This is a genomic window from Pseudomonas sp. JBR1, assembly GCF_028198185.1.
In the GTDB taxonomy this organism is placed as follows: Bacteria; Pseudomonadota; Gammaproteobacteria; order Pseudomonadales; family Pseudomonadaceae; genus Chryseomonas; species Chryseomonas oryzihabitans_E.
On record NZ_CP116340.1, the window covers coordinates 635,481 to 654,431 of the forward strand.

Genomic DNA, 18,951 nt, shown 5'->3' on the forward strand with positions numbered 1-18,951 from the left:
CCGTGCCTTCAACCAGAATAATGAGAAAATCCAAGTACAAGGTTTAGCCTGAATGACCCCTACCGATCCACATCTGTTCGGCCGCCAGATCTTTCATGTCTCTCGTGCCTGGCGCGCCGAGCTCGACCGTCGCCTGAGTCATCTGGGGCTCTCCCAGGCCCGTTGGCAGGTGTTGCTGAACCTCGCCCGGATGAAGGGCGTGCAGCCTACCCAGCGCGAGCTGGCGCAGAGCATCAGTATCGAGGGGCCGACCCTGGCCCGGCTGTTGGACGGTCTGGAGAAGCAGGGGCTGGTGAAGCGTCTGGCAGTCACCGAAGATCGCCGCGCCAAGCGCATCATGCTGACCCAGGAAGCCGGTCCGCTGATCGAGAAGATCGAGACCATCGCCGAGGCCCTGCGCAAGGAGCTGCTCAGCGGCTTGGATGACGCGGAGATCGCCATCTGTCAGCAGGTGCACCAGCGCGTCCTTGCCAATCTCGAACGCGGTTGAATGCCGTCTGGCGGCTTGACCAGCCCCGAGGCCGGGGCCAGATGCCGGCGCAAGTCCGGGCCGAGACGTCTGGCACCGCAGCTGGCGGCCTAACTCACCCACCATCGCCTTTTCTGCGCTGACGACCATCGGTTTGCCGTCTGTCGGTATCGATGCTACGTTCCAGCGTAGCGGAGGCGATTTTTGTGAGCCACCACGCTAAAACACCGGTTTCTTCGAATACCTGACGCAGCGGTATCCATGGTCGCGAAACGCCGTCCCCTTGCCTTATTCCTTCTGTCGGCCGCCACGCTGACCACTCTTCCTCAAGCGGCGCTTGCCCTCGGCCTGGGTGGTATCACGCTCCAGTCTTCTCTCAACGAGCCCCTGCGGGCGCGAATCGAGCTGGTCAACATCGGTGCTGCCGAGGCCGGGGACTTCCGCATCCACCTGGCCACGAACGAAGCGTTCGCCCAGGCGGGGGTCGACCGTACCCAGTTCTTGAACGATCTGGTGTTCACCCCGCACCTGCGCACGGCCGCGGGCAGCTACATCGAGGTCACCTCCCGCCGCTCCCTGGTCGAGCCCTATCTCGGCTTCATCGTCCAGCTGGAACAGCCGGGCGGCAAGCAGCTGCGTGAGTTCACCCTGCTGGTGGATCCGCCTCGCAGTAGTGGCGCGCCTACCAGTGTTGCCAGTACCGCCCCGATGCCCGCCCCGGTTGCCCCTGGTCGCGCCGGTACTTCGACCGCTAGCCCGGCGGCTCGTGAGTCCGCGCCTCGGCAGCCCGAGCTCGCACCCTCGCCAGGCCTGGCCGCCGGTGACGGCATCTACCAGACGCGGCCCAAGGACACCCTCTGGAGCATCTCCAAGCGTCTTGGTCCGTTGGCCAATCGGTCGGCGGAGCAACTGATGGCGGATCTGTTCGCGCTCAATCCGGCGTCCTTCGCCAACAACGATCCTGGACGGCTGAAAGCCGGCCAGCGACTGCGTCTGCCGGCGGGTGTCAACGAGCCCGCGCCGCGGCAGCCGGTGGTGGCCAAGGCTGCACCACAGCCCGCAGCCAGCCCGGTCCCTGTCGCGCCCGTTACGCCTGCGCCCGCACCTGCGCCAGCCGCGCCGGGGGCTGCCACAGCGCCGGTTTCCACGCCAGCTGCAGCACCGCCAGTGACCCCGTCTCAGCCAGCTGGAAGCATCCCGGAAGATGCCAAGCCCTTGCTGGTGACCCAGGATCTCGGGCGGCAGGTCGGCGATCTGGAGGGGCAGCTCACCCAGTTGCAGGAACGTTACGATACGCTGCTGGCGCAGAAGGAAGCCCAGATCACCCAGCTTCAGCAAGACCGGGATGGCTTGCAGCAGCAACTGAATCAGGCGCGGTCGGTAGCCCTGGCCACGCCAACGCCTGCTCCGACGCAGGCGCCGGCGACCCCGGTAACGGAAACGGCTCCTCCTCCGGCGGCTGCTGTTGCCAGCAGTCCTGTCTCAGGCGAGGCCGACGAAGGCCTGCTGTCGCCGCGTTCGCTCCTGCTGGCCGGTGCTGCGGCCATCCTGGCCCTGGCTGGTGTGCTCTGGTGGCGTCGTCGCCAGGCGGAGCAGGCAGCGGTCTTCAGCGAAGACGAGGAGCTGAACGTGGAGCCGGCCGAGCCCTTGCCCGAGCCGGTGCTGGCGGCTACCCAGCCGGTCCCCGTCCGCGCCAAGACTCCTGCCGCGGCCAGTCCGGCACCGGTCGACGATCATGCCGGTCGAGCGGAAATCTACATCGCCTATGGTCGCTATGGTCAGGCGCGAGAGGTGCTGGAGAGCGGTCTCGCCGAGGACGATCGTCGCCAGGATCTACGTCTGCTGCTGCTCAGGGTGCTGGCCACCCTGGGTGAGGCCCAGGCGTTCAGCCAGCACGAACAGCGCTTTCTGGCCCTGGGCGGGGCGGCGGCCAGTCTTGTTGTCTTGCACGCACAGTTTCCGGGCATTTCGGCCAATGCGCCAGATGATCTACCCGAAGAGGATCTGGATCTCGATCTGCCGGCGTTCGACGCGCCGGCCAGCGAGTGGTCGGCGGAGCTGCAATTCGCCGAGCCAGCTGCGCCCGCGCCGGTGACCGAAGAACACTACGATCTGGATCTCGCTGATCTGAGCCTCGATGAGGCCATCGCCCTGACCGAAGAGCTGGACGCCGATTCCGGCTGGAAGCAGGCCGATGCCCTGGAGATCACCCTGGAAGACGACTTTCCTGAGGGGCTGGGCGAGTTGCCGGCGGTCTTGGAGCTGGACATGAGTCTCGACGAGCACTTCATGACCGACGACATCGCCCGACGCTTCGCCGAGGCCGAGGCCTGTCTCGACCAAGGCGACCTTCAGCATGCCACCTCGCTGCTGCAGGAGATCGTCAGCGAGGGCAGTGACAGCCAGCGCGAGCGAGCGGAACTGCTGCTCTCCCGTATCGCGTGATCAGAAGCTGTTGCCCAGGTTGATGTAGAACGCGTGCTCGCCCTGGTCGCTCAGGCCATAGGTGAACTTGAGCGGTCCCAATGGCGTGTCCAGGCCCAGGAACAGACTGGCGGCGCTGATGTTGCCACTGTCATAGTCGTCGTCTCGATTCCAGATGCGCCCCTGTTCCAGGCTGCCGCCCAGGTAGACCGGGGTGTCCAGCGGGAACAGTGAACGCTGGGTGAGCTGGTGGTAGTAGATCAGCCGCGCCAGGCCGTAGTTCTGGCCAGACAAGGCGTCCTGGCGATAGCCCGAGAGCTGCCAGGCGCCGCCCAGCAGGAAACTGCTGGTCACCACATTGGTATCGCTGTCGGTCGACAGGGTGCGACCCAGGCCGCCCCCGATCACGAAGGTGTTGTAGCCATAGCTGAGCGCCTTGTTCAGGTGCAGGTCCAGCTGCCGGTAGCGGGAGTCGGAGCCCAGGCTGGGATCGAATTGCTTGAGTGTCAACGCCAGGTCCTGGCCCTCACGCGGGAAGTTCACGTCGTCCAGATCGTCCAGCGAATAGCGCAGCTCATAGAAGCTTTCGGTGAAGGATTCCTCCGGAGTGTCACGCGGTCCGACATGCACCTTGGTACTACCCCAGTCGTGGCCGATGCCCAGCCGCACCTCGGCCTTGTTGCCGATTTGCCGGCCCAAGTTCAGGCCGAAGCCATAGCGTTCGCGACGGTACTCGGCGATGGGGTGATTGCGCTCCAGCTGTTCGATATTGCGTGCCTCGCCACCGACGTAGGGCGCGATGAAGTAACGTGAACCGACATCCAGAGGTTGGTAGAACTCGCTGTAGAGCTCTTGGTGATCGCCGATCTGGGCCCGCGTCAGCCATTCGCCACCCAGACGGTTGAGGCCGTTGATGCGATAGCTGGCGCCGAAGTTGAAGGCGCTGTCGCCCCGCAGGTCGTCCGACAGGTTCAGGCCCAGCCGCAGAAAGTCCGTGCCGCTGCGCTTGCCGCGGGCATAGATCATCAGCACATTGTCACCGGGTCCGTCCCGACGTATGCGGTATTCCACCTGATCGAAGTAGTCCAGGCCGTAGAGCGTGCTCATGTCGTCCTGGAGGCGTTCGACATTGAGCGGCTCTCCCAGCCGCTGACGGATGTAGTGACGGATGACCTCGTCCTCTACCTTGGAGTCGTTCTCGATGCGGATGGCATCAATGACCGGGGTCCGGCTGCTGGGCGACCGGGCGGCAGCCACCGCCGAGGACGGCTCGCTCGGCGCATTCCTGCGCAATACCGCCAGTTCGCCGGCCATGGCCATGGTAGCCCGATAGCCCGCATCGATCAGTGCCTTGACCTCGCTGAAGTCGGCGCTGGTATAGCTGGCCAGCGGCGGCTGGATGAGCAGGTCCTGCTTGCCCAGCGTCGCCAGCTGCGCCTGGGAGTTGTTGCGGGTCATCAGGGTGGTGGACTGGTTGAGCACGTCGAGCACCGTGGTCAGGTCCTTGCGCTTGAGCAGAGGGGTGCCGATATCGACCACTATGACGCGTTGCGCCCCCATGTTCCGGGCAACGTCGATGGGAATGTTGTCGACCATGCCGCCATCCACCAGCAGTCGCCCATCGATTTCCACGGGGGCGAACACCGCCGGAATCGACATGCTGGCGCGAATGGCGCGGGGCAGATGGCCATGATCGAAGACCACCTTCTCGCCGGTGGTGATGTCCGTCGCCACTGCCCGGAAGGGAATGGCCAGCTGGTTGAAGTCCCGGGTATCGCTGGTATGCACGAACAGCTTTTCCAGCATCATCCCCAGGTTCTGGCCCTGGATCACGCCGATGGGGAGGCCCAGGGTGCCATCATCGCGAAAGCTGAGCTTCTGCTTGACCAGGAAGTCCCGGTCATCCTGCTTGCGGCGAAAGGGGACATCCTTGCGTGGCGGCTGGTCGGACAGCACCTGGCCCCAATCCATGTCCAGGGCAATGCGCTCCAGTTCCTCGGCGCTGTAGCCGGCGGCATAGAGCCCGCCGATCACCGCGCCCATGCTGGTACCGGCAATGGCATCGACCTGGATACCTTGCTCTTCCAGCGCCTTCAGCACGCCGATATGGGCAAGTCCCCGCGCGGCGCCGCCGGACAGCACCAGGCCGACGGTAGGCGGTGGCGCGCCCCAGGCCAGGGCGGACAGGAGAAGACAGGCTACCAGCAGCAACGGGCGCATAGGTGGGACCACATGGCGGACAGGATCGAGGGCTGCGTATTATAAGGAGCCCAGGCCTTGCGAGGTGTACCGTGGCTGATGCCAAACCTTTCATCACCATCCACTACTGCACCCAGTGCCAATGGCTGCTGCGCTCGGGCTGGCTGGCTCAGGAGCTGCTCAGTACATTTGGGACCGATCTGGGTGGGGTGACGCTGCTACCGGGTACCGGTGGGGTGTTCGAGATCGCCTGTGGCGGAGAGGTGCTCTGGGAGCGAAAGAAGGACGGCGGTTTTCCCGATGCCAGGGCGCTGAAGAATCGGGTCAGGGACCTGCTGTTTCCGGAGCGCGATCTGGGGCATGGCGAAGGCAGGCGAAGCGGGTCGGGAGATGGCGCCCCCGAAGGGGCGTGAGATCAGGCTTCCGTACTGACCGTATCCCGTACATCGAGGGTGTTGGTGGCAGGCGCGGCAGCGGTCGCGCTCACTTCAGCCGCACGGATCTCCACGGCATGCAGACCCTTGGGGCCCTGAACGATATTGAAGTTGACCGCCTGGCCCGCTTTGAGTGTGCGGTAACCGTCCATCTGAATGGCCGAGTAATGAGCGAATAGGTCTTCATCACTGTTTTCTGCAACGATGAAGCCATATCCTTTGGCGTTATTGAACCATTTGACCTTGCCACTGAGCATACCGGCTCCCTCTGCAAAGGACTCCAAGCCTGGAGTATCATTCGACTACAGTTCCAGTGAATCCACACAGGCGCCACTACTACGGAACCCTTGGTACCTCGTCGGGTACAGGATGTTTGTAACACCCTTTCAGCCTTAGTCAAGGCAAGGCAACGGGTGGCTGAGACGTGGATCAAGCTCTTTTTTCCTGCTATTCATCCCGAAATTCGGAATCGATCAGAATGCGTGCAATCGACCCCATCCGACTGGCGGCGGACGACAACGAACATCAGGACGGCGACAACGGTGGCCTGGCGGTGCAGGAGGCAAAACCTGCGCTAAAACGGCCAGCCAGATATCGTGTTCTGATGTATAACGATGACTACACCCCCATGGAGTTCGTCGTAGAGGTGCTGGAGAGCTATTTCAGCATGAACCGCGAAGCCGCTACCCAGGTGATGCTTACCGTGCATACCCAGGGAAAGGCAGTCTGCGGAACATTTACTCGCGATGTCGCTGAAACCAAGGCCATGCAAGTCAATCAATATGCGAGGGAGTGCAACCACCCGCTATTGTGTGAAATCGAAATCGAAAGTTAGATCTGTGCTGCTTGGGCTACTGTGCTGCTTGGGCTATGAGGTGAAGCTATGTTGAATCGTGAGCTCGAAGTCACCCTGAATCTCGCCTTCAAGGAGGCGAGGACGAAGCGTCATGAATTCATGACCGTTGAGCACCTCCTGCTGGCGCTGCTGGACAATGAAGCGGCCGCCACCGTGTTGAGAGCCTGCGGCGCCAACATCGATCGCCTGCGCCGCGATCTGTTGGAATTCATAGATTCCACCACACCACTCATTCCTCAGCAGGATGATGAGCGCGAGACGCAGCCGACGCTGGGCTTCCAGCGTGTCCTGCAGCGCGCGGTCTTCCACGTGCAGAGTTCGGGTAAGCGCGAGGTAACCGGCGCCAATGTGCTGGTCGCCATTTTCAGCGAGCAGGAAAGCCAGGCGGTTTTCCTGCTCAAGCAACAGAGCGTGGCCCGGATCGATGTCGTCAATTTCATCGCCCACGGCATCTCCAAGGTGCCTGGGGCCGCGCCCGAAGCCGAGCAGGATCAAGACGCCGCCGAGGAAGAGGGCGCCGAGCCCAGTTCCTCCAACAATCCGCTCGAAGCCTATGCCAGCAACCTCAACGAGCAGGCCCGTCAGGGTCGCATCGATCCGCTGGTCGGGCGTGAGCACGAAGTGGAGCGCGTCGCCCAGATCCTGGCCCGGCGCCGCAAGAACAACCCGCTGCTGGTGGGGGAGGCAGGCGTTGGCAAGACGGCTATCGCCGAAGGCCTGGCCAAGCGTATCGTCGATGGTCAGGTGCCTGATCTGCTGGCTGATAGCGTGGTCTATTCCCTGGATCTCGGGGCATTGCTGGCGGGTACCAAGTACCGCGGCGATTTCGAGAAGAGATTCAAGGCGCTGCTGGCCGAATTGAAGAAGCGGCCCCATGCCGTGCTCTTCATCGATGAGATCCATACCATCATCGGTGCCGGCGCTGCTTCAGGCGGGGTGATGGATGCCTCCAACCTGCTCAAGCCGCTGCTGTCCTCCGGTGAGATCCGTTGCATAGGCTCGACTACCTTCCAGGAATTCCGCGGCATCTTCGAGAAGGATCGGGCGCTGGCCCGACGTTTCCAGAAGGTCGACGTGGTCGAGCCCTCGGTGGATGACACCTATGGCATCCTGCGGGGCCTCAAGGGGCGCTTCGAGCAGCACCACCACATCGAGTACACCGATGAAGCGCTGCGTGCCGCGGCGGAGCTCGCCGCCCGCTACATCAACGACAGGCACATGCCCGACAAGGCCATCGACGTCATCGACGAGGCGGGTGCCTACCAGCGTCTGCAGCCCGAAGAGCGTCGTGCCGCGCGCATCGATGTTCAGCAGGTTGAGGACATCGTCGCCAAGATCGCGCGGATTCCCCCCAAGACCGTCAATAGCTCCGACAAGGAACTGCTGCGCAACCTGGAGCGGGACCTCAAGCTGACCGTCTTCGGTCAGGATCTGGCCATCGAATCCCTGTCCACGGCTATCAAGCTCTCCCGTGCGGGTCTGAAATCGCCTGACAAGCCCGTTGGTTCCTTCCTCTTCGCCGGTCCTACCGGCGTGGGCAAGACCGAGGCGGCGAGGCAACTGGCCAAGGCCATGGGTGTGGAGCTGGTGCGCTTCGATATGTCCGAGTACATGGAGCGCCACACGGTGTCCCGTCTGATCGGCGCGCCTCCCGGCTACGTCGGCTTCGACCAGGGTGGGTTGCTGACCGAGGCGATCACCAAGACCCCGCATTGCGTGCTGCTGCTCGACGAAATCGAAAAGGCGCATCCCGAGGTATTCAACCTGCTGTTGCAGGTCATGGACCATGGCACCCTGACGGATAACAACGGCCGCAAAGCCGACTTCCGCAACGTGATCCTGATCCTGACCACCAATGCTGGTGCCGAAACCGCCTCTCGTGCCTCCATCGGTTTCACGCTGCAGGACCACACGTCCGATGCCATGGAAGTCATCAAGAAGAGCTTCACACCGGAGTTCCGCAACCGCCTGGACACCATCATCCAGTTTGGCCGCCTGAGCACTGAAGTCATCAAGAGCATCGTCGACAAGTTCCTCACCGAACTCCAGGCGCAGCTCGAAGACAAGCGTGTCCAGTTGGAAGTCAGCGATGCGGCTCGTGGCTGGCTGGCGGAGCGTGGCTATGACGTACAGATGGGCGCCCGTCCCATGGCGCGACTCATCCAGGACAAGATCAAGCGGCCGCTGGCCGAGCAGATCCTGTTCGGGGACCTGGCGGACCATGGCGGTATCGTCCACATCGATGCGGTGAACGACGAACTGGAGTTCGAGTTCGAAACCACGGCCGAACCTGCCTGAGGGCAGGTCGCGGTTTATCAGCGCCCATGAAAAAGCCCGGCATTGCCGGGCTTTTTCATGAAAGGATCCGCTTAACGCGCGCGGTAGGTGATCCGGCCCTTGCTCAGATCGTAAGGCGTCAGCTCCACGCGAACCTTGTCGCCCGTCAGGATGCGGATGTAGTTCTTACGCATCTTTCCGGAGATGTGCGCGGTGACGACGTGCCCATTTTCCAACTCCACGCGAAACATGGTGTTGGGCAGGGTGTCGACGACAGTACCTTCCATTTCGAAGCTGTCTTCTTTCGACATATATAGAAAAGCCCTCGGTGACAAGAATAGGCCCAGAGCAGTCCGGGCGAAAAAGGCCCATATTCTGACAGAAATTCAGAAAAAGCGCTATTTCGTCAGGCCAGGGCTACCCAGCGTTGATTGACGAAGAGCTCTATGGGGCGATACTCGGTCTTATAGGACATCTTGCGACACCCTTTGATCCAATAGCCGAGATAAACCGCATCCAAGCCCAGTCGGCGGGATTCGGCGATCTGCCACAGGATACCGAAGACACCCAGGCTGCGCTTCTCTTCGTTGGGGTCGTAGAAGGTATAGACCGCCGACATGCCATTGGGCAGCACGTCGGTAACGGCGACACCGATCAGGCGATCCTCTACGCGCATCTCGTAGAAGAAGGCGTAAGGCAGGTGGCTGACCAGGAAAGTGGAGAACTGCCCCCGGCTTGGTGGGAACATATCGCCATCGGCATGGCGCTCGCTGATGTAGCGGGCGTACAGCTGATAGCGTTCTTCGGTGAAGCCCGGGTCGCAGCGGGTGACCTTGATGTCGAGGTTACGCTTGAGGACGCGGTTCTGTTTGCGGCTGGGGCGGAAGCGGATCACGGGAATGCGGGCGGGAACGCAGGCTTTGCACAGCTGGCAGTGGGGGCGGTAGAGGTGATCGCCACTGCGCCGAAAACCCAGTTCGGACAGTTCCGCGTAGATCTGGCCGTTCATGGGCTGCGAGGGGTCGAGAAACAACGTGGTCGCCTGCTCGTTGGGCAGGTAACTGCAAGCGTGAGGCTGGGTTGCGTAGAACTTGAGTCTCGCCAGCTCGGTCATGTCGAACCTCTACATAAGCCTAGCCTGAGTGTAAGTCACCCGCATGAGGTAGGCCAGGCGGCCATACTGGCCTGATCCAGGTATTTGGCCAGGTAATCGGCAAAGCGTTCCCGAGGAAGGCTGCTGGCGCCAAGGCTCTGCAGATGCGCCGTCTGCATCTGGCAGTCGATCATAACGAAGCCCCAGGCCGCCAGGTCGCGCACCAGGGTCACGAAGCCGATCTTGGAGGCATTGTCCGCGTGGCTGAACATGGATTCGCCAAAGAACAGCTTGCCCATGGCGATGCCATAGAGTCCGCCCACCAGCTGGTCGCCGTCCCAGACCTCTACCGAGTGGGCCCAGCCTTGGGCGTGGAGCTCGCCATAGGCCTGCTGCATCTCGGTGGTGATCCAGGTGCCGTCGGCGTCGCGCCGTGGTCCGGCACAGGCCTGGATGACCTGGGCGAAGGCCTTGTCGTAGGTCACGCTGAACCGGGTCTTGCGCAAGGTCTTCGCCAGGCTGCGAGAAACGTGCAGGTCGGGAGGAAAGAGTACCGTGCGCGGATCGGGCGACCACCAGAGCAGGGGCTGGCCATCCTGGTACCAGGGGAAACAGCCGTGGCGGTAGGCACTGACCAGGCGCGCTGCGCTCAGGTCGCCGCCGATGGCCAGCAGGCCATTGGGTTCGCGTAATGCCTGTTGCAGGGGCGGAAAGTCAGGGCTTTCGCGAGTCAGCCATTTTACCATGGTAGGGGAGGGCGCCTTCTGATGCAGGAAGCTGCAGGTGGGAGCCTAGTGCGTAACCAGCTCAAGAAATCGTCATAACTCTTTGTCAGGACAACGAAAGAATGCTCCAATGTTGTGCCTGAAGGCGGTTCCGGTACTGCCGTCCGCTATCGTGCCATGTTTCGCCTCGGGACTGTAGAACCAGGGCCCGGGCGATCTAGAATGGCGCACTGTTTTTGATTCACGGTCACACGTTCCGTGTGCGGGAAAAGCGCGCTTGAAGCAATCCAGTTCTGTCAGCCACGTCAACCAATGGCGTGAGCATCTGCATTATCGTCTCAAGGAGGTGGTGCTCATCGCACTGGCCGCCTTGTGCCTGTATCTGCTCATGGCTCTGCTGAGCTATGACCCCTCTGATCCGGGTTGGACCCATACCAGTCGCATCGATCAGGTCCACAACGCCGCCGGCCGCGCCGGTGCCTGGCTGGCAGATGTCCTGTTCATGGCGCTCGGCTATTTCGCCTTCGTGTTTCCCGTGTTGCTCGCGGTCAAGACCTGGCAGATCTTCCGCAAGCGGCATCTGCCCTGGGAATGGAGTGGCTGGCTGTTCTCCTGGCGACTGACCGGCCTGGTGCTGCTGATCATCTCGGGGTCGGTACTGGCCTACATCCATTTCCATGCGGTATCGGCACTGCCGGCTTCCGCAGGGGGTGCCCTGGGGGAAAGCCTCGGGCAGCTATCGGTCGCTGCGCTCAATGTGCAGGGCAGTACACTGCTGTTCCTGGCGTTGTTCCTGCTGGGATTGACGGTGTTCACCGACCTGTCCTGGTTCAAGGTGATGGATTTCACCGGCAAGGTCGTGCTGGATCTCCTGGATCTGGTGCAGGGCGGTTTCAGTCGTCTCGCGGGTGGCCGTCGCCAGGCGCCGGAGCTGGACGCCTTCGACGAACCGGTATCAGCGCCGGTCGCGCGCAAGGCCAAGGCCCGCGAGGTGCCGATTCCGGTCGCTGACGAAGACCTGGACGATCTGCTCGATATCGCACCGCCGCCTCGGATGGAGCGTGCTGCACCGCGCATCGAGATGCCGGCGTCCAGTCGCGTCGTTGCCGAACCGGTTGAGCCTGCACCCAAGGCCGCCGCCCCGGTCGCTGCGGCTGCCACGGTTGCCATGCCGACGCCACCGCCGCGCAAGGCCACTCCTGCAGCGGCGCCGGTCCCTCATTCGACGCCGGCTGCCGCAACCTGGGTCGATGCAGGCCTGGAAGGCACGCTGCCGCCGCTGTCGATCCTGGATCGTGCCGAGAAGAAACAGCAGAGCTATTCGCCGGAATTCCTCGAGAACATGTCGCGCCTGCTGGAGGTCAAGCTCAAGGAGTTTGGCGTCGAGGTGCTTGTGGAGAGCGTGCATCCCGGTCCGGTGATCACCCGTTTCGAGATCCAGCCGGCCGCAGGCGTCAAGGTCAGTCGTATCTCCAACCTGGCCAAGGACCTGGCGCGCTCGCTCGCGGTGTTCAGTGTGCGAGTGGTGGAAGTCATCCCTGGCAAGACCACCGTGGGTATCGAGATTCCCAACGAGGACCGCCAGATGGTGCGCTTCTCCGAGGTGCTCGAATCGCCCGAGTACGCGGCGGCCAAGTCGCCCGTTACCCTGGCCCTGGGCCACGACATCGGTGGCAAGCCCGTCATTACCGACCTGGCCAAGATGCCGCACCTGCTGGTGGCCGGTACCACGGGTTCCGGTAAATCCGTGGGCGTGAACGCCATGCTGCTGTCGATCCTGTTCAAGTCGAGCCCGGAAGACGCACGGCTGATCATGATCGACCCCAAGATGCTGGAACTGTCGATCTACGAGGGCATTCCGCACCTGCTCTGCCCGGTGGTCACCGACATGAAGGAGGCCGCCAACGCCCTGCGCTGGAGCGTGGCGGAGATGGAGCGCCGCTACAAGCTGATGGCGGCCATGGGCGTGCGTAACCTCGCCGGCTTCAACCGCAAGGTGAAGGACGCCGAAGAAGCGGGCACGCCGCTCACCGATCCGCTCTATCGTCGCGAGAGCATGGACGACGAGGCACCGCTGCTGAAGACGCTGCCGACCATCGTGGTGGTGGTCGACGAATTCGCCGACATGATGATGATCGTCGGCAAGAAGGTCGAAGAGCTGATCGCGCGGATCGCGCAGAAGGCACGAGCCGCCGGTATCCACCTGATCCTGGCCACCCAGCGACCCTCGGTGGATGTCATCACCGGTCTCATCAAGGCCAACATTCCCACCCGGATGGCCTTCCAGGTATCGAGCAAGATCGACTCCCGGACCATTCTCGACCAGGGCGGCGCCGAGCAGCTGCTCGGTCACGGGGACATGCTCTATCTACCGCCGGGAACCGGTCTGCCGATCCGCGTCCATGGCGCCTTCGTCTCCGACGACGAGGTCCATCGGGTCGTCGAGGCCTGGAAGCAGCGGGGTGCGCCCGACTATATCGAGGACATTCTCAGCGGCCCGGATGAGGGCGCTGGTGCGGGTGGCGAGGGCGGTAGCGGCGAAGGCGGTGATAGCGACGAGGATGATCCGCTCTATGACGAGGCCGTGCGCTTCGTGACCGAGAGCCGGCGTGCCTCCATCTCCGCGGTCCAGCGTAAGCTCAAGATCGGTTACAACCGGGCGGCACGGATGATCGAAACCATGGAAATGGCCGGTGTCGTATCGCCCATGAACACCAACGGCTCGCGCGAAGTCACAGCGCCTGCTCCGGTGAGAGACTGATATCCATGAGGACTTCGATGCACAAGCTGCGTTGCTTTGCCCTGGCGGCCCTGGCTGCCGTAAGCGTTTCCGCCCATGCCGACCAGGCGTCGGTGGGTCGCCTGTCGCAACTGCTGGACAAGGCCCAGACCCTGACCGCACGTTTCTCGCAGCTGACCCTGGATGGCTCCGGGACTCGGCTGCAGGAAACGGCGGGCAACATGAGCCTAAAGCGCCCTGGGCTGTTCCGCTGGCATTCCGATGCGCCCCAGGAGCAGTTGCTGGTCTCCGATGGCAAGCAGGTCTGGCTGTACGATCCGGACCTGGAGCAGGTCACCATTCGCAAGCTGGACCTGCGCCTGACCCAGACGCCGGCGCTGCTGCTGTCGGGTGACATCTCCAAGATCGAAAGCAGCTTCGACGTCACCAGCAAGGATGCGGGCAATGTCGTCGACTTCGTGCTCAAGCCCAAGACCAAGGACACCCTGTTCGACAGCCTGCGGTTGTCCTTCCGCAACGGGGTGATCAACGACATGCAGTTGATCGACGGCGCTGGTCAGAGAACCAACATCCTCTTCTTCAACGTCAAGCTCAACGAACCGGTGGCCGCGTCCCAGTTCACCTTCCAGGTGCCCAAGGGAGCCGACGTCATCCAGGAGTGATCGCACCCCTATGGATCTCTTCAGCACCGCACCCGTCGGGCAGCCCTTGGCTGCCCGCATGCGTCCCGAGACCCTCGATGAATACGCGGGTCAGCAACATCTCCTGGCCCGGGGCAAGCCCTTGCGCGAGGCGCTGGAGCAGGGCGCGCTGCATTCGATGATCTTCTGGGGGCCGCCCGGGGTGGGCAAGACCACCCTGGCGCGATTGTTGGCCCAGGTCTCCGATGCCCATTTCGAAACGCTTTCGGCGGTGCTTTCGGGGGTCAAGGAAATCCGCCATGCGGTGGAAGTGGCCAAGCAGCAGGCCGCACAGTACCGCCGGCGTACCATCCTCTTCGTCGACGAGGTACACCGGTTCAACAAGTCGCAGCAGGATGCCTTCCTGCCCTATGTCGAGGACGGCACCCTGATCTTTATCGGGGCGACCACCGAAAATCCCTCCTTCGAGTTGAACAACGCGCTGCTGTCGCGGGCCAGGGTTTATGTGCTCAAGAGTCTGGATGACGAGGCCCTCGGTGGTCTGGCCCATCGCGCCCTGACCAGTGCCAAGGGACTGGGCGAGCGCCATCTGAGCCTGCCCGACGATGCCCTGGCGCTGCTGCTGGCTGCTGCCGACGGCGATGGCCGGCGCCTGCTCAATCTGTTGGAGAATGCAGCCGACCTGGCCGAGGATGGCGGCGTCCTGAACGCCGACCTGTTCCAGAGCCTGCTGGGTGACCAGCGTCGCCGCTTCGACAAGGGCGGTGAGGCCTTCTACGACCAGATCTCCGCACTACATAAGTCGGTGCGGGGTTCCAATCCCGATGGTGCGCTCTACTGGTTCGCCCGGATGATCGATGGCGGTTGCGATGCGCTGTACATCGCGCGGCGCGTGGTACGCATGGCCAGCGAGGATATTGGCAACGCCGATCCGCGCGCCCTGAGCCTGTGCCTGGATGCCTGGGACGTCCAGGAGCGCCTGGGCAGTCCCGAAGGCGAATTGGCCATCGCTCAGGCGATCGTCTATCTGGCCTGCGCGCCCAAGAGCAATGCCGTCTACCTGGGCTACAAAGCCGCCCTGGCCGATGTGCGCCAGAACGGCTCGCGCGAGGTGCCGCTGCACCTGCGCAACGCGCCCACCAAGTTGATGAAGAACCTTGGCTACGGCGACGAATATCGCTACGCCCATGATGAGCCGGAAGCCTATGCCGCGGGGGAGGACTACTTTCCCGAGGAACTGGAGCCGCGCCGCTACTATGAGCCGGTTCCCCGTGGGCTGGAGCTGAAGATCCGCGATAAACTGCAGCACCTGGCGGACCTCGACCAGTCCAGCCCGCGCCAGCGCCGGCGGCGTTCCTGACGCTTCGCCCACACTGCTGCCCCCATTCCTAAGTAAGAGACACGGACATGCTTGATTCGAAACTGGTTCGCACCCAAACCGAGGAGGTAGCCGCACGTCTGGCGACCCGTGGCTACGTCCTGGACGTCAGCCTGGTGGAGTCGCTGGAAGCCCGTCGCAAGGCCGTGCAAACCCGCACTGAGACCTTGCAGGCCGAGCGTAACGCCCGCTCCAAGGGGATCGGCCAGGCCAAGGCCCGCGGTGAAGACATCGCGCCGTTGCTGGCCGAGGTCGATCGCATGGGCAGCGAGCTGGAAGAGGCCAAGCGCGAGCTGGACAGTGTCCAGGGTGAACTGGATGCCCTGTTGCTGGGCCTGCCCAATCTGCCCGACGCCTCGGTGCCGGTTGGCAAGGACGAGGACGAGAACGTCGAAGTGCGCCGTTGGGGTACGCCGCGCGATTTCGATTTCGAGATCAAGGACCATGTCGCCCTGGGTGAAACCCACGGCTGGCTGGATTTCGAGACCGCCGCACGTTTCTCCGGCGCCCGCTTCGCCGTCATGCGCGGTCCCATCGCGCGTCTGCACCGCGCCCTGGCGCAGTTCATGCTGAACCTGCACACCGGCGAGCATGGCTACGAAGAGACCTACACCCCTTACCTGGTGCAGGCCGAGACGCTGCAGGGCACCGGTCAGCTGCCCAAGTTCGAGGAAGACCTGTTCAAGATCGGCCGGGAAGGCGAGAGCGACCTCTACCTGATCCCTACCGCCGAGGTCACCCTGACCAACCTGGTTGCCGGCCAGATCCTCGATTCCAAGCGTCTACCGCTGAAATTCACCGCCCACACGCCGTGCTTCCGCAGCGAAGCCGGTGCCTCGGGTCGCGATACCCGCGGCATGATCCGCCAGCACCAGTTCGACAAGGTGGAGATGGTCCACATCGTCGAGCCGAGCACCTCCTTCCAGGCCCTGGAAGAACTGACCGGCCACGCCGAGACCGTGCTGCAGCGCCTGGAGCTGCCCTACCGTGTACTGTCGCTGTGCACCGGCGACATGGGCTTCGGCGCCACCAAGACCTACGACCTGGAAGTCTGGGTGCCGAGCCAGGGCAAGTACCGTGAGATTTCGTCCTGCTCCAACTGCGGCGACTTCCAGGCCCGCCGCATGCAGGCTCGCTACCGCAACGCCGAGGGCAAGCCCGAACTGGTGCACACCCTCAATGGTTCCGGCCTGGCCGTGGGTCGCACCCTGGTCGCCGTGCTGGAGAACTACCAGCAGGCCGATGGCAGCATCCGCGTACCCGAGGTGCTCAAGCCCTACATGGGCGGCCTCGAGGTCATCGGCTGATGGATTACCTGCCGCTCTTCCACAAGCTCGATGGCCGTCCGGTGCTGGTGGTCGGCGGGGGCGATATCGCCCTGCGCAAGAGCGTGCTGCTGGCCGAAGCCGGTGCCCGCATCACCCTGGTGGCGCCGGAGATCGAGCCGGAGGTACGCGCCTTCGTCGAGGCGCGGGGCGGCAGTTGTCGGGTCGAGCGCTATGCGGCGGACCAGCTCGCCGGGCACTGCCTGGTGATCGCGGCCACCGATGATGACGGCGTCAACGAGGCGGTATCCCATGACGCCCAGGCCCTCGGTCTGCCGGTCAACGTGGTGGATGCGCCGCGGCTGTGCACCGTGATCTTCCCGGCCATCGTCGATCGCTCGCCGCTGGTGATCGCCATTTCCAGTGGTGGGGATGCCCCGGTGCTGGCCCGCCTGGTGCGGGCCAAGCTGGAGAGCTGGATTCCTGCCACCTATGGTCAACTGGCGCAACTGGCCCAGCGCTTCCGTGCCCGGGTCAAGACGCGCTTCGCCGATCTGCAGGCGCGGCGGATCTTCTGGGAAGAGGTATTCCAGGGCGAGGTCGCGGAAAAAGTCTTTTCCGGCCAGCCTCAGGCCGCCGAGCAACTGCTGGAAGCCAAGCTCACCAGCGAGACGGCCACCTTTCGGGGTGAGGTCTATCTGGTCGGTGCTGGTCCGGGCGATCCGGACCTGCTGACCTTCCGCGCGCTGCGGCTGATGCAGCAGGCCGACGTGGTGCTCTACGATCGCCTGGTGGCGCCTACCATCCTCGACATGTGCCGTCGCGACGCCGATCGCATCTATGTCGGCAAGCGGCGCGCCGAGCACGCAGTACCCCAGGATGATCTCAACCGGCTGCTGGTCAAGCTGGCCCAAGAGGGCAAGCGGGTCTTGCGGCTAAAAGGCGGGGATCCCTTCATCTTCGGTCGGGGTGGCGAGGAGATCGAGGAGCTGGCAGCGGAAGGCATTCCCTTCCAGGTGGTGCCGGGTATCACTGCCGCCAGCGGCTGCGCCGCCTATGCCGGCATTCCTCTGACGCACAGGGACCATGCCCAATCGGTGCGTTTCGTCACGGGCCATCTCAAGGATGGTTCGGCCGATCTGCCCTGGACCGACCTGGTCGCTCCCGGGCAGACCCTGGTGTTCTACATGGGGCTGGTCGGGCTGCCGACCATCTGCCAGCAGCTCATCGCCCATGGCAAGAACCCGGCGACACCGGCGGCCTTGGTCCAGCAGGGCACCACGAGCAATCAGCGCGTGTTTACCGGCACCTTGCAAGACCTGCCGCAACTGGTCGCCGAGCATGAAGTCCATGCACCGACCCTGGTGATCGTCGGCGAAGTGGTGGCGCTACGGGAGAAGCTGGCCTGGTTCGAAGGCGCCCAGGCTACGGCTTGAGGTTCAGACCGATCCCTGGATGCCTGCCCCAGTCAGGACCTCTCGGCCATGGGGCAGGTCCAGCTCCAGGGCCGGCCCCTTGGGCACGATGCCGGTCGGATTGATCTGGGCATGGCTGCCGTAGTAGTGATGCTTGATGTGCTGGAGGTCCACGGTCTCGGCGATACCTGGCCATTGGTAAAGCTCCCAGAGCCAGCCCTGTAGCGCCGGGTAGTCAAGGATTCTTCGCAGGTTGCATTTGAAGTGACCGTGGTAGACGGCGTCGAAGCGGATCAGGGTGGTGAACAGGCGCCAGTCGGCTTCGGTCAGCCATTCGCCAGTGAGATAGCGCTGCTGCTGCAACAGTCGTTCGAGATCGTCGAGGGTGGCGAAGACCTCGTCGAAGGCTTCTTCGTAAGCCTCCTGGGTGGTAGCGAAGCCGGCACGATAGACGCCATTGTTGACCGTCGGATAGATGCGCTCGTTGAGGGTATCGATCTGTCCGCGCAGGGCTTCCGGGTAGAGGTCCAGGTGATTCCCCGTCAGGTCATCGAAAGCGCCATTGAACATGCGGATGATCTCCGCTGATTCGTTGCTGACGATGCGTTCCTGTTGGCGATCCCAGAGCACCGGTACCGTGACCCGACCGGTGTAGTCGGCCTGGTCGCGCTGATAGAGCTGGTACAGGCGGTCGAGCTGATAGAGATCGTCGCCACTGGAGCCGTGCGCGGGATCGAAGGTCCAGCCTTCCTCACGCATCAGCCAGCTGACCACCGAAACGTCGATCAGGGCTTCAAGACCCTTGAGCTTGCGATAGATCAGGGTGCGATGGGCCCAGGGGCAGGCCAGGGAGACATAGAGGTGATAGCGGCCGGCCTCAGGCGCGTAGCGCGAGGCTTCTTCCGGAATGGCCTGCTCCGGGCGGGCGATCCAGTCACGGCGCTGGGCCTCTTCCCGTTTGAAATGGCCGTCCTTGCCGTTGTCGTACCAACGGTCCTGCCACTGCCCATCGACCAACAAGCCCATATCGTCATC

General features: G+C 63.3%; 16 protein-coding genes. 10 read left to right on the plus strand and 6 right to left on the minus strand.

Annotated features, from left to right (window positions below; all coding sequences use genetic code 11):
- Positions 1 to 52 precede the first annotated feature (52 nt).
- Positions 53 to 490: a MarR family transcriptional regulator gene (locus PJ259_RS03085; RefSeq protein ID WP_059314645.1), complete on the plus strand. Its 438-nt coding sequence runs from the start codon at positions 53 to 55 to the stop codon at positions 488 to 490.
- Between the two features lie 240 nt (positions 491 to 730).
- A complete protein-coding gene (locus PJ259_RS03090; protein ID WP_271654679.1) occupies positions 731 to 2,914 on the plus strand; it encodes a FimV/HubP family polar landmark protein in 2,184 nt (727 codons plus the stop codon).
- On the opposite strand, the gene PJ259_RS03095 is transcribed toward PJ259_RS03090, so the two are convergent.
- Complete coding sequence (locus tag PJ259_RS03095) at positions 2,915 to 5,113, minus strand: patatin-like phospholipase family protein (RefSeq protein ID WP_059314647.1); 2,199 nt, start codon at positions 5,111 to 5,113, stop codon at positions 2,915 to 2,917. It abuts the gene before it with no gap.
- Positions 5,114 to 5,184: 71 nt separating this feature from the next.
- Between PJ259_RS03095 and PJ259_RS03100 the strand changes: the two genes are divergently transcribed.
- On the plus strand, positions 5,185 to 5,505 hold the full coding sequence (locus tag PJ259_RS03100; RefSeq protein ID WP_271654680.1) for a SelT/SelW/SelH family protein: 321 nt from the start codon (positions 5,185 to 5,187) through the stop codon (positions 5,503 to 5,505).
- 2 nt (positions 5,506 to 5,507) lie between these two features.
- On the opposite strand, the gene cspD is transcribed toward PJ259_RS03100, so the two are convergent.
- Entirely contained in the window at positions 5,508 to 5,783 is a 276-nt protein-coding gene (gene cspD / locus PJ259_RS03105; RefSeq protein ID WP_271654681.1) for a cold shock domain-containing protein CspD, read from the minus strand.
- Between the two features lie 221 nt (positions 5,784 to 6,004).
- Here cspD and clpS point away from each other — a divergent pair, with 221 nt between their 5' ends.
- Both clpS and clpA read left to right on the plus strand, forming a co-directional pair.
- A complete protein-coding gene (clpS, locus tag PJ259_RS03110; protein WP_059314650.1) occupies positions 6,005 to 6,361 on the plus strand; it encodes an ATP-dependent Clp protease adapter ClpS in 357 nt (118 codons plus the stop codon).
- A 48-nt stretch (positions 6,362 to 6,409) separates the two neighbouring features.
- A complete protein-coding gene (gene clpA / locus PJ259_RS03115) occupies positions 6,410 to 8,680 on the plus strand; it encodes an ATP-dependent Clp protease ATP-binding subunit ClpA (protein ID WP_059314651.1) in 2,271 nt (756 codons plus the stop codon).
- Positions 8,681 to 8,751: 71 nt separating this feature from the next.
- Here clpA and infA read toward each other — a convergent pair whose 3' ends face one another.
- From infA to aat, 3 genes are all read right to left on the minus strand, one after another.
- On the minus strand, positions 8,752 to 8,970 hold the full coding sequence (infA, locus tag PJ259_RS03120; RefSeq protein ID WP_002553999.1) for a translation initiation factor IF-1: 219 nt from the start codon (positions 8,968 to 8,970) through the stop codon (positions 8,752 to 8,754).
- Between the two features lie 95 nt (positions 8,971 to 9,065).
- Positions 9,066 to 9,773: an arginyltransferase gene (locus PJ259_RS03125; RefSeq protein ID WP_271654682.1), complete on the minus strand. Its 708-nt coding sequence runs from the start codon at positions 9,771 to 9,773 to the stop codon at positions 9,066 to 9,068.
- 35 nt (positions 9,774 to 9,808) lie between these two features.
- The gene (gene aat, locus PJ259_RS03130; RefSeq protein WP_271654683.1) at positions 9,809 to 10,498 is read right to left on the minus strand and encodes a leucyl/phenylalanyl-tRNA--protein transferase; all 690 of its coding nucleotides are present in this window, start codon (positions 10,496 to 10,498) and stop codon (positions 9,809 to 9,811) included.
- A gap of 256 nt (positions 10,499 to 10,754) precedes the next feature.
- On the opposite strand from aat, the gene PJ259_RS03135 reads away from it, so the two are divergent.
- From PJ259_RS03135 to cysG, 5 genes are read left to right on the plus strand one after another with little or no spacing between them, the layout of a single operon-like run.
- Positions 10,755 to 13,238 (plus strand): DNA translocase FtsK, encoded by a 2,484-nt coding sequence (locus PJ259_RS03135; protein WP_271654684.1) that lies wholly within the window; start codon positions 10,755 to 10,757, stop codon positions 13,236 to 13,238.
- Positions 13,239 to 13,255: 17 nt separating this feature from the next.
- Positions 13,256 to 13,879, plus strand: coding sequence for an outer membrane lipoprotein chaperone LolA (lolA, locus tag PJ259_RS03140; RefSeq protein ID WP_271654685.1), 624 nt, complete (start codon positions 13,256 to 13,258; stop codon positions 13,877 to 13,879).
- Between the two features lie 10 nt (positions 13,880 to 13,889).
- Positions 13,890 to 15,218, plus strand: coding sequence for a replication-associated recombination protein A (locus PJ259_RS03145; protein ID WP_271654686.1), 1,329 nt, complete (start codon positions 13,890 to 13,892; stop codon positions 15,216 to 15,218).
- A 47-nt stretch (positions 15,219 to 15,265) separates the two neighbouring features.
- On the plus strand, positions 15,266 to 16,543 hold the full coding sequence (gene serS, locus PJ259_RS03150; protein WP_271654687.1) for a serine--tRNA ligase: 1,278 nt from the start codon (positions 15,266 to 15,268) through the stop codon (positions 16,541 to 16,543).
- Positions 16,543 to 17,937 carry a siroheme synthase CysG gene (gene cysG, locus PJ259_RS03155; RefSeq protein WP_271654688.1) on the plus strand — a complete coding sequence of 465 codons (1,395 nt, stop codon included), beginning with the start codon at positions 16,543 to 16,545 and terminating at the stop codon, positions 17,935 to 17,937. The genes serS and cysG overlap by 1 nt, the downstream gene beginning before the upstream one ends.
- A 3-nt stretch (positions 17,938 to 17,940) precedes the next feature.
- Here cysG and PJ259_RS03160 read toward each other — a convergent pair whose 3' ends face one another.
- Entirely contained in the window at positions 17,941 to 18,942 is a 1,002-nt protein-coding gene (locus PJ259_RS03160) for a glutathione S-transferase family protein (RefSeq protein ID WP_271654689.1), read from the minus strand.
- Positions 18,943 to 18,951 lie beyond the last annotated feature (9 nt).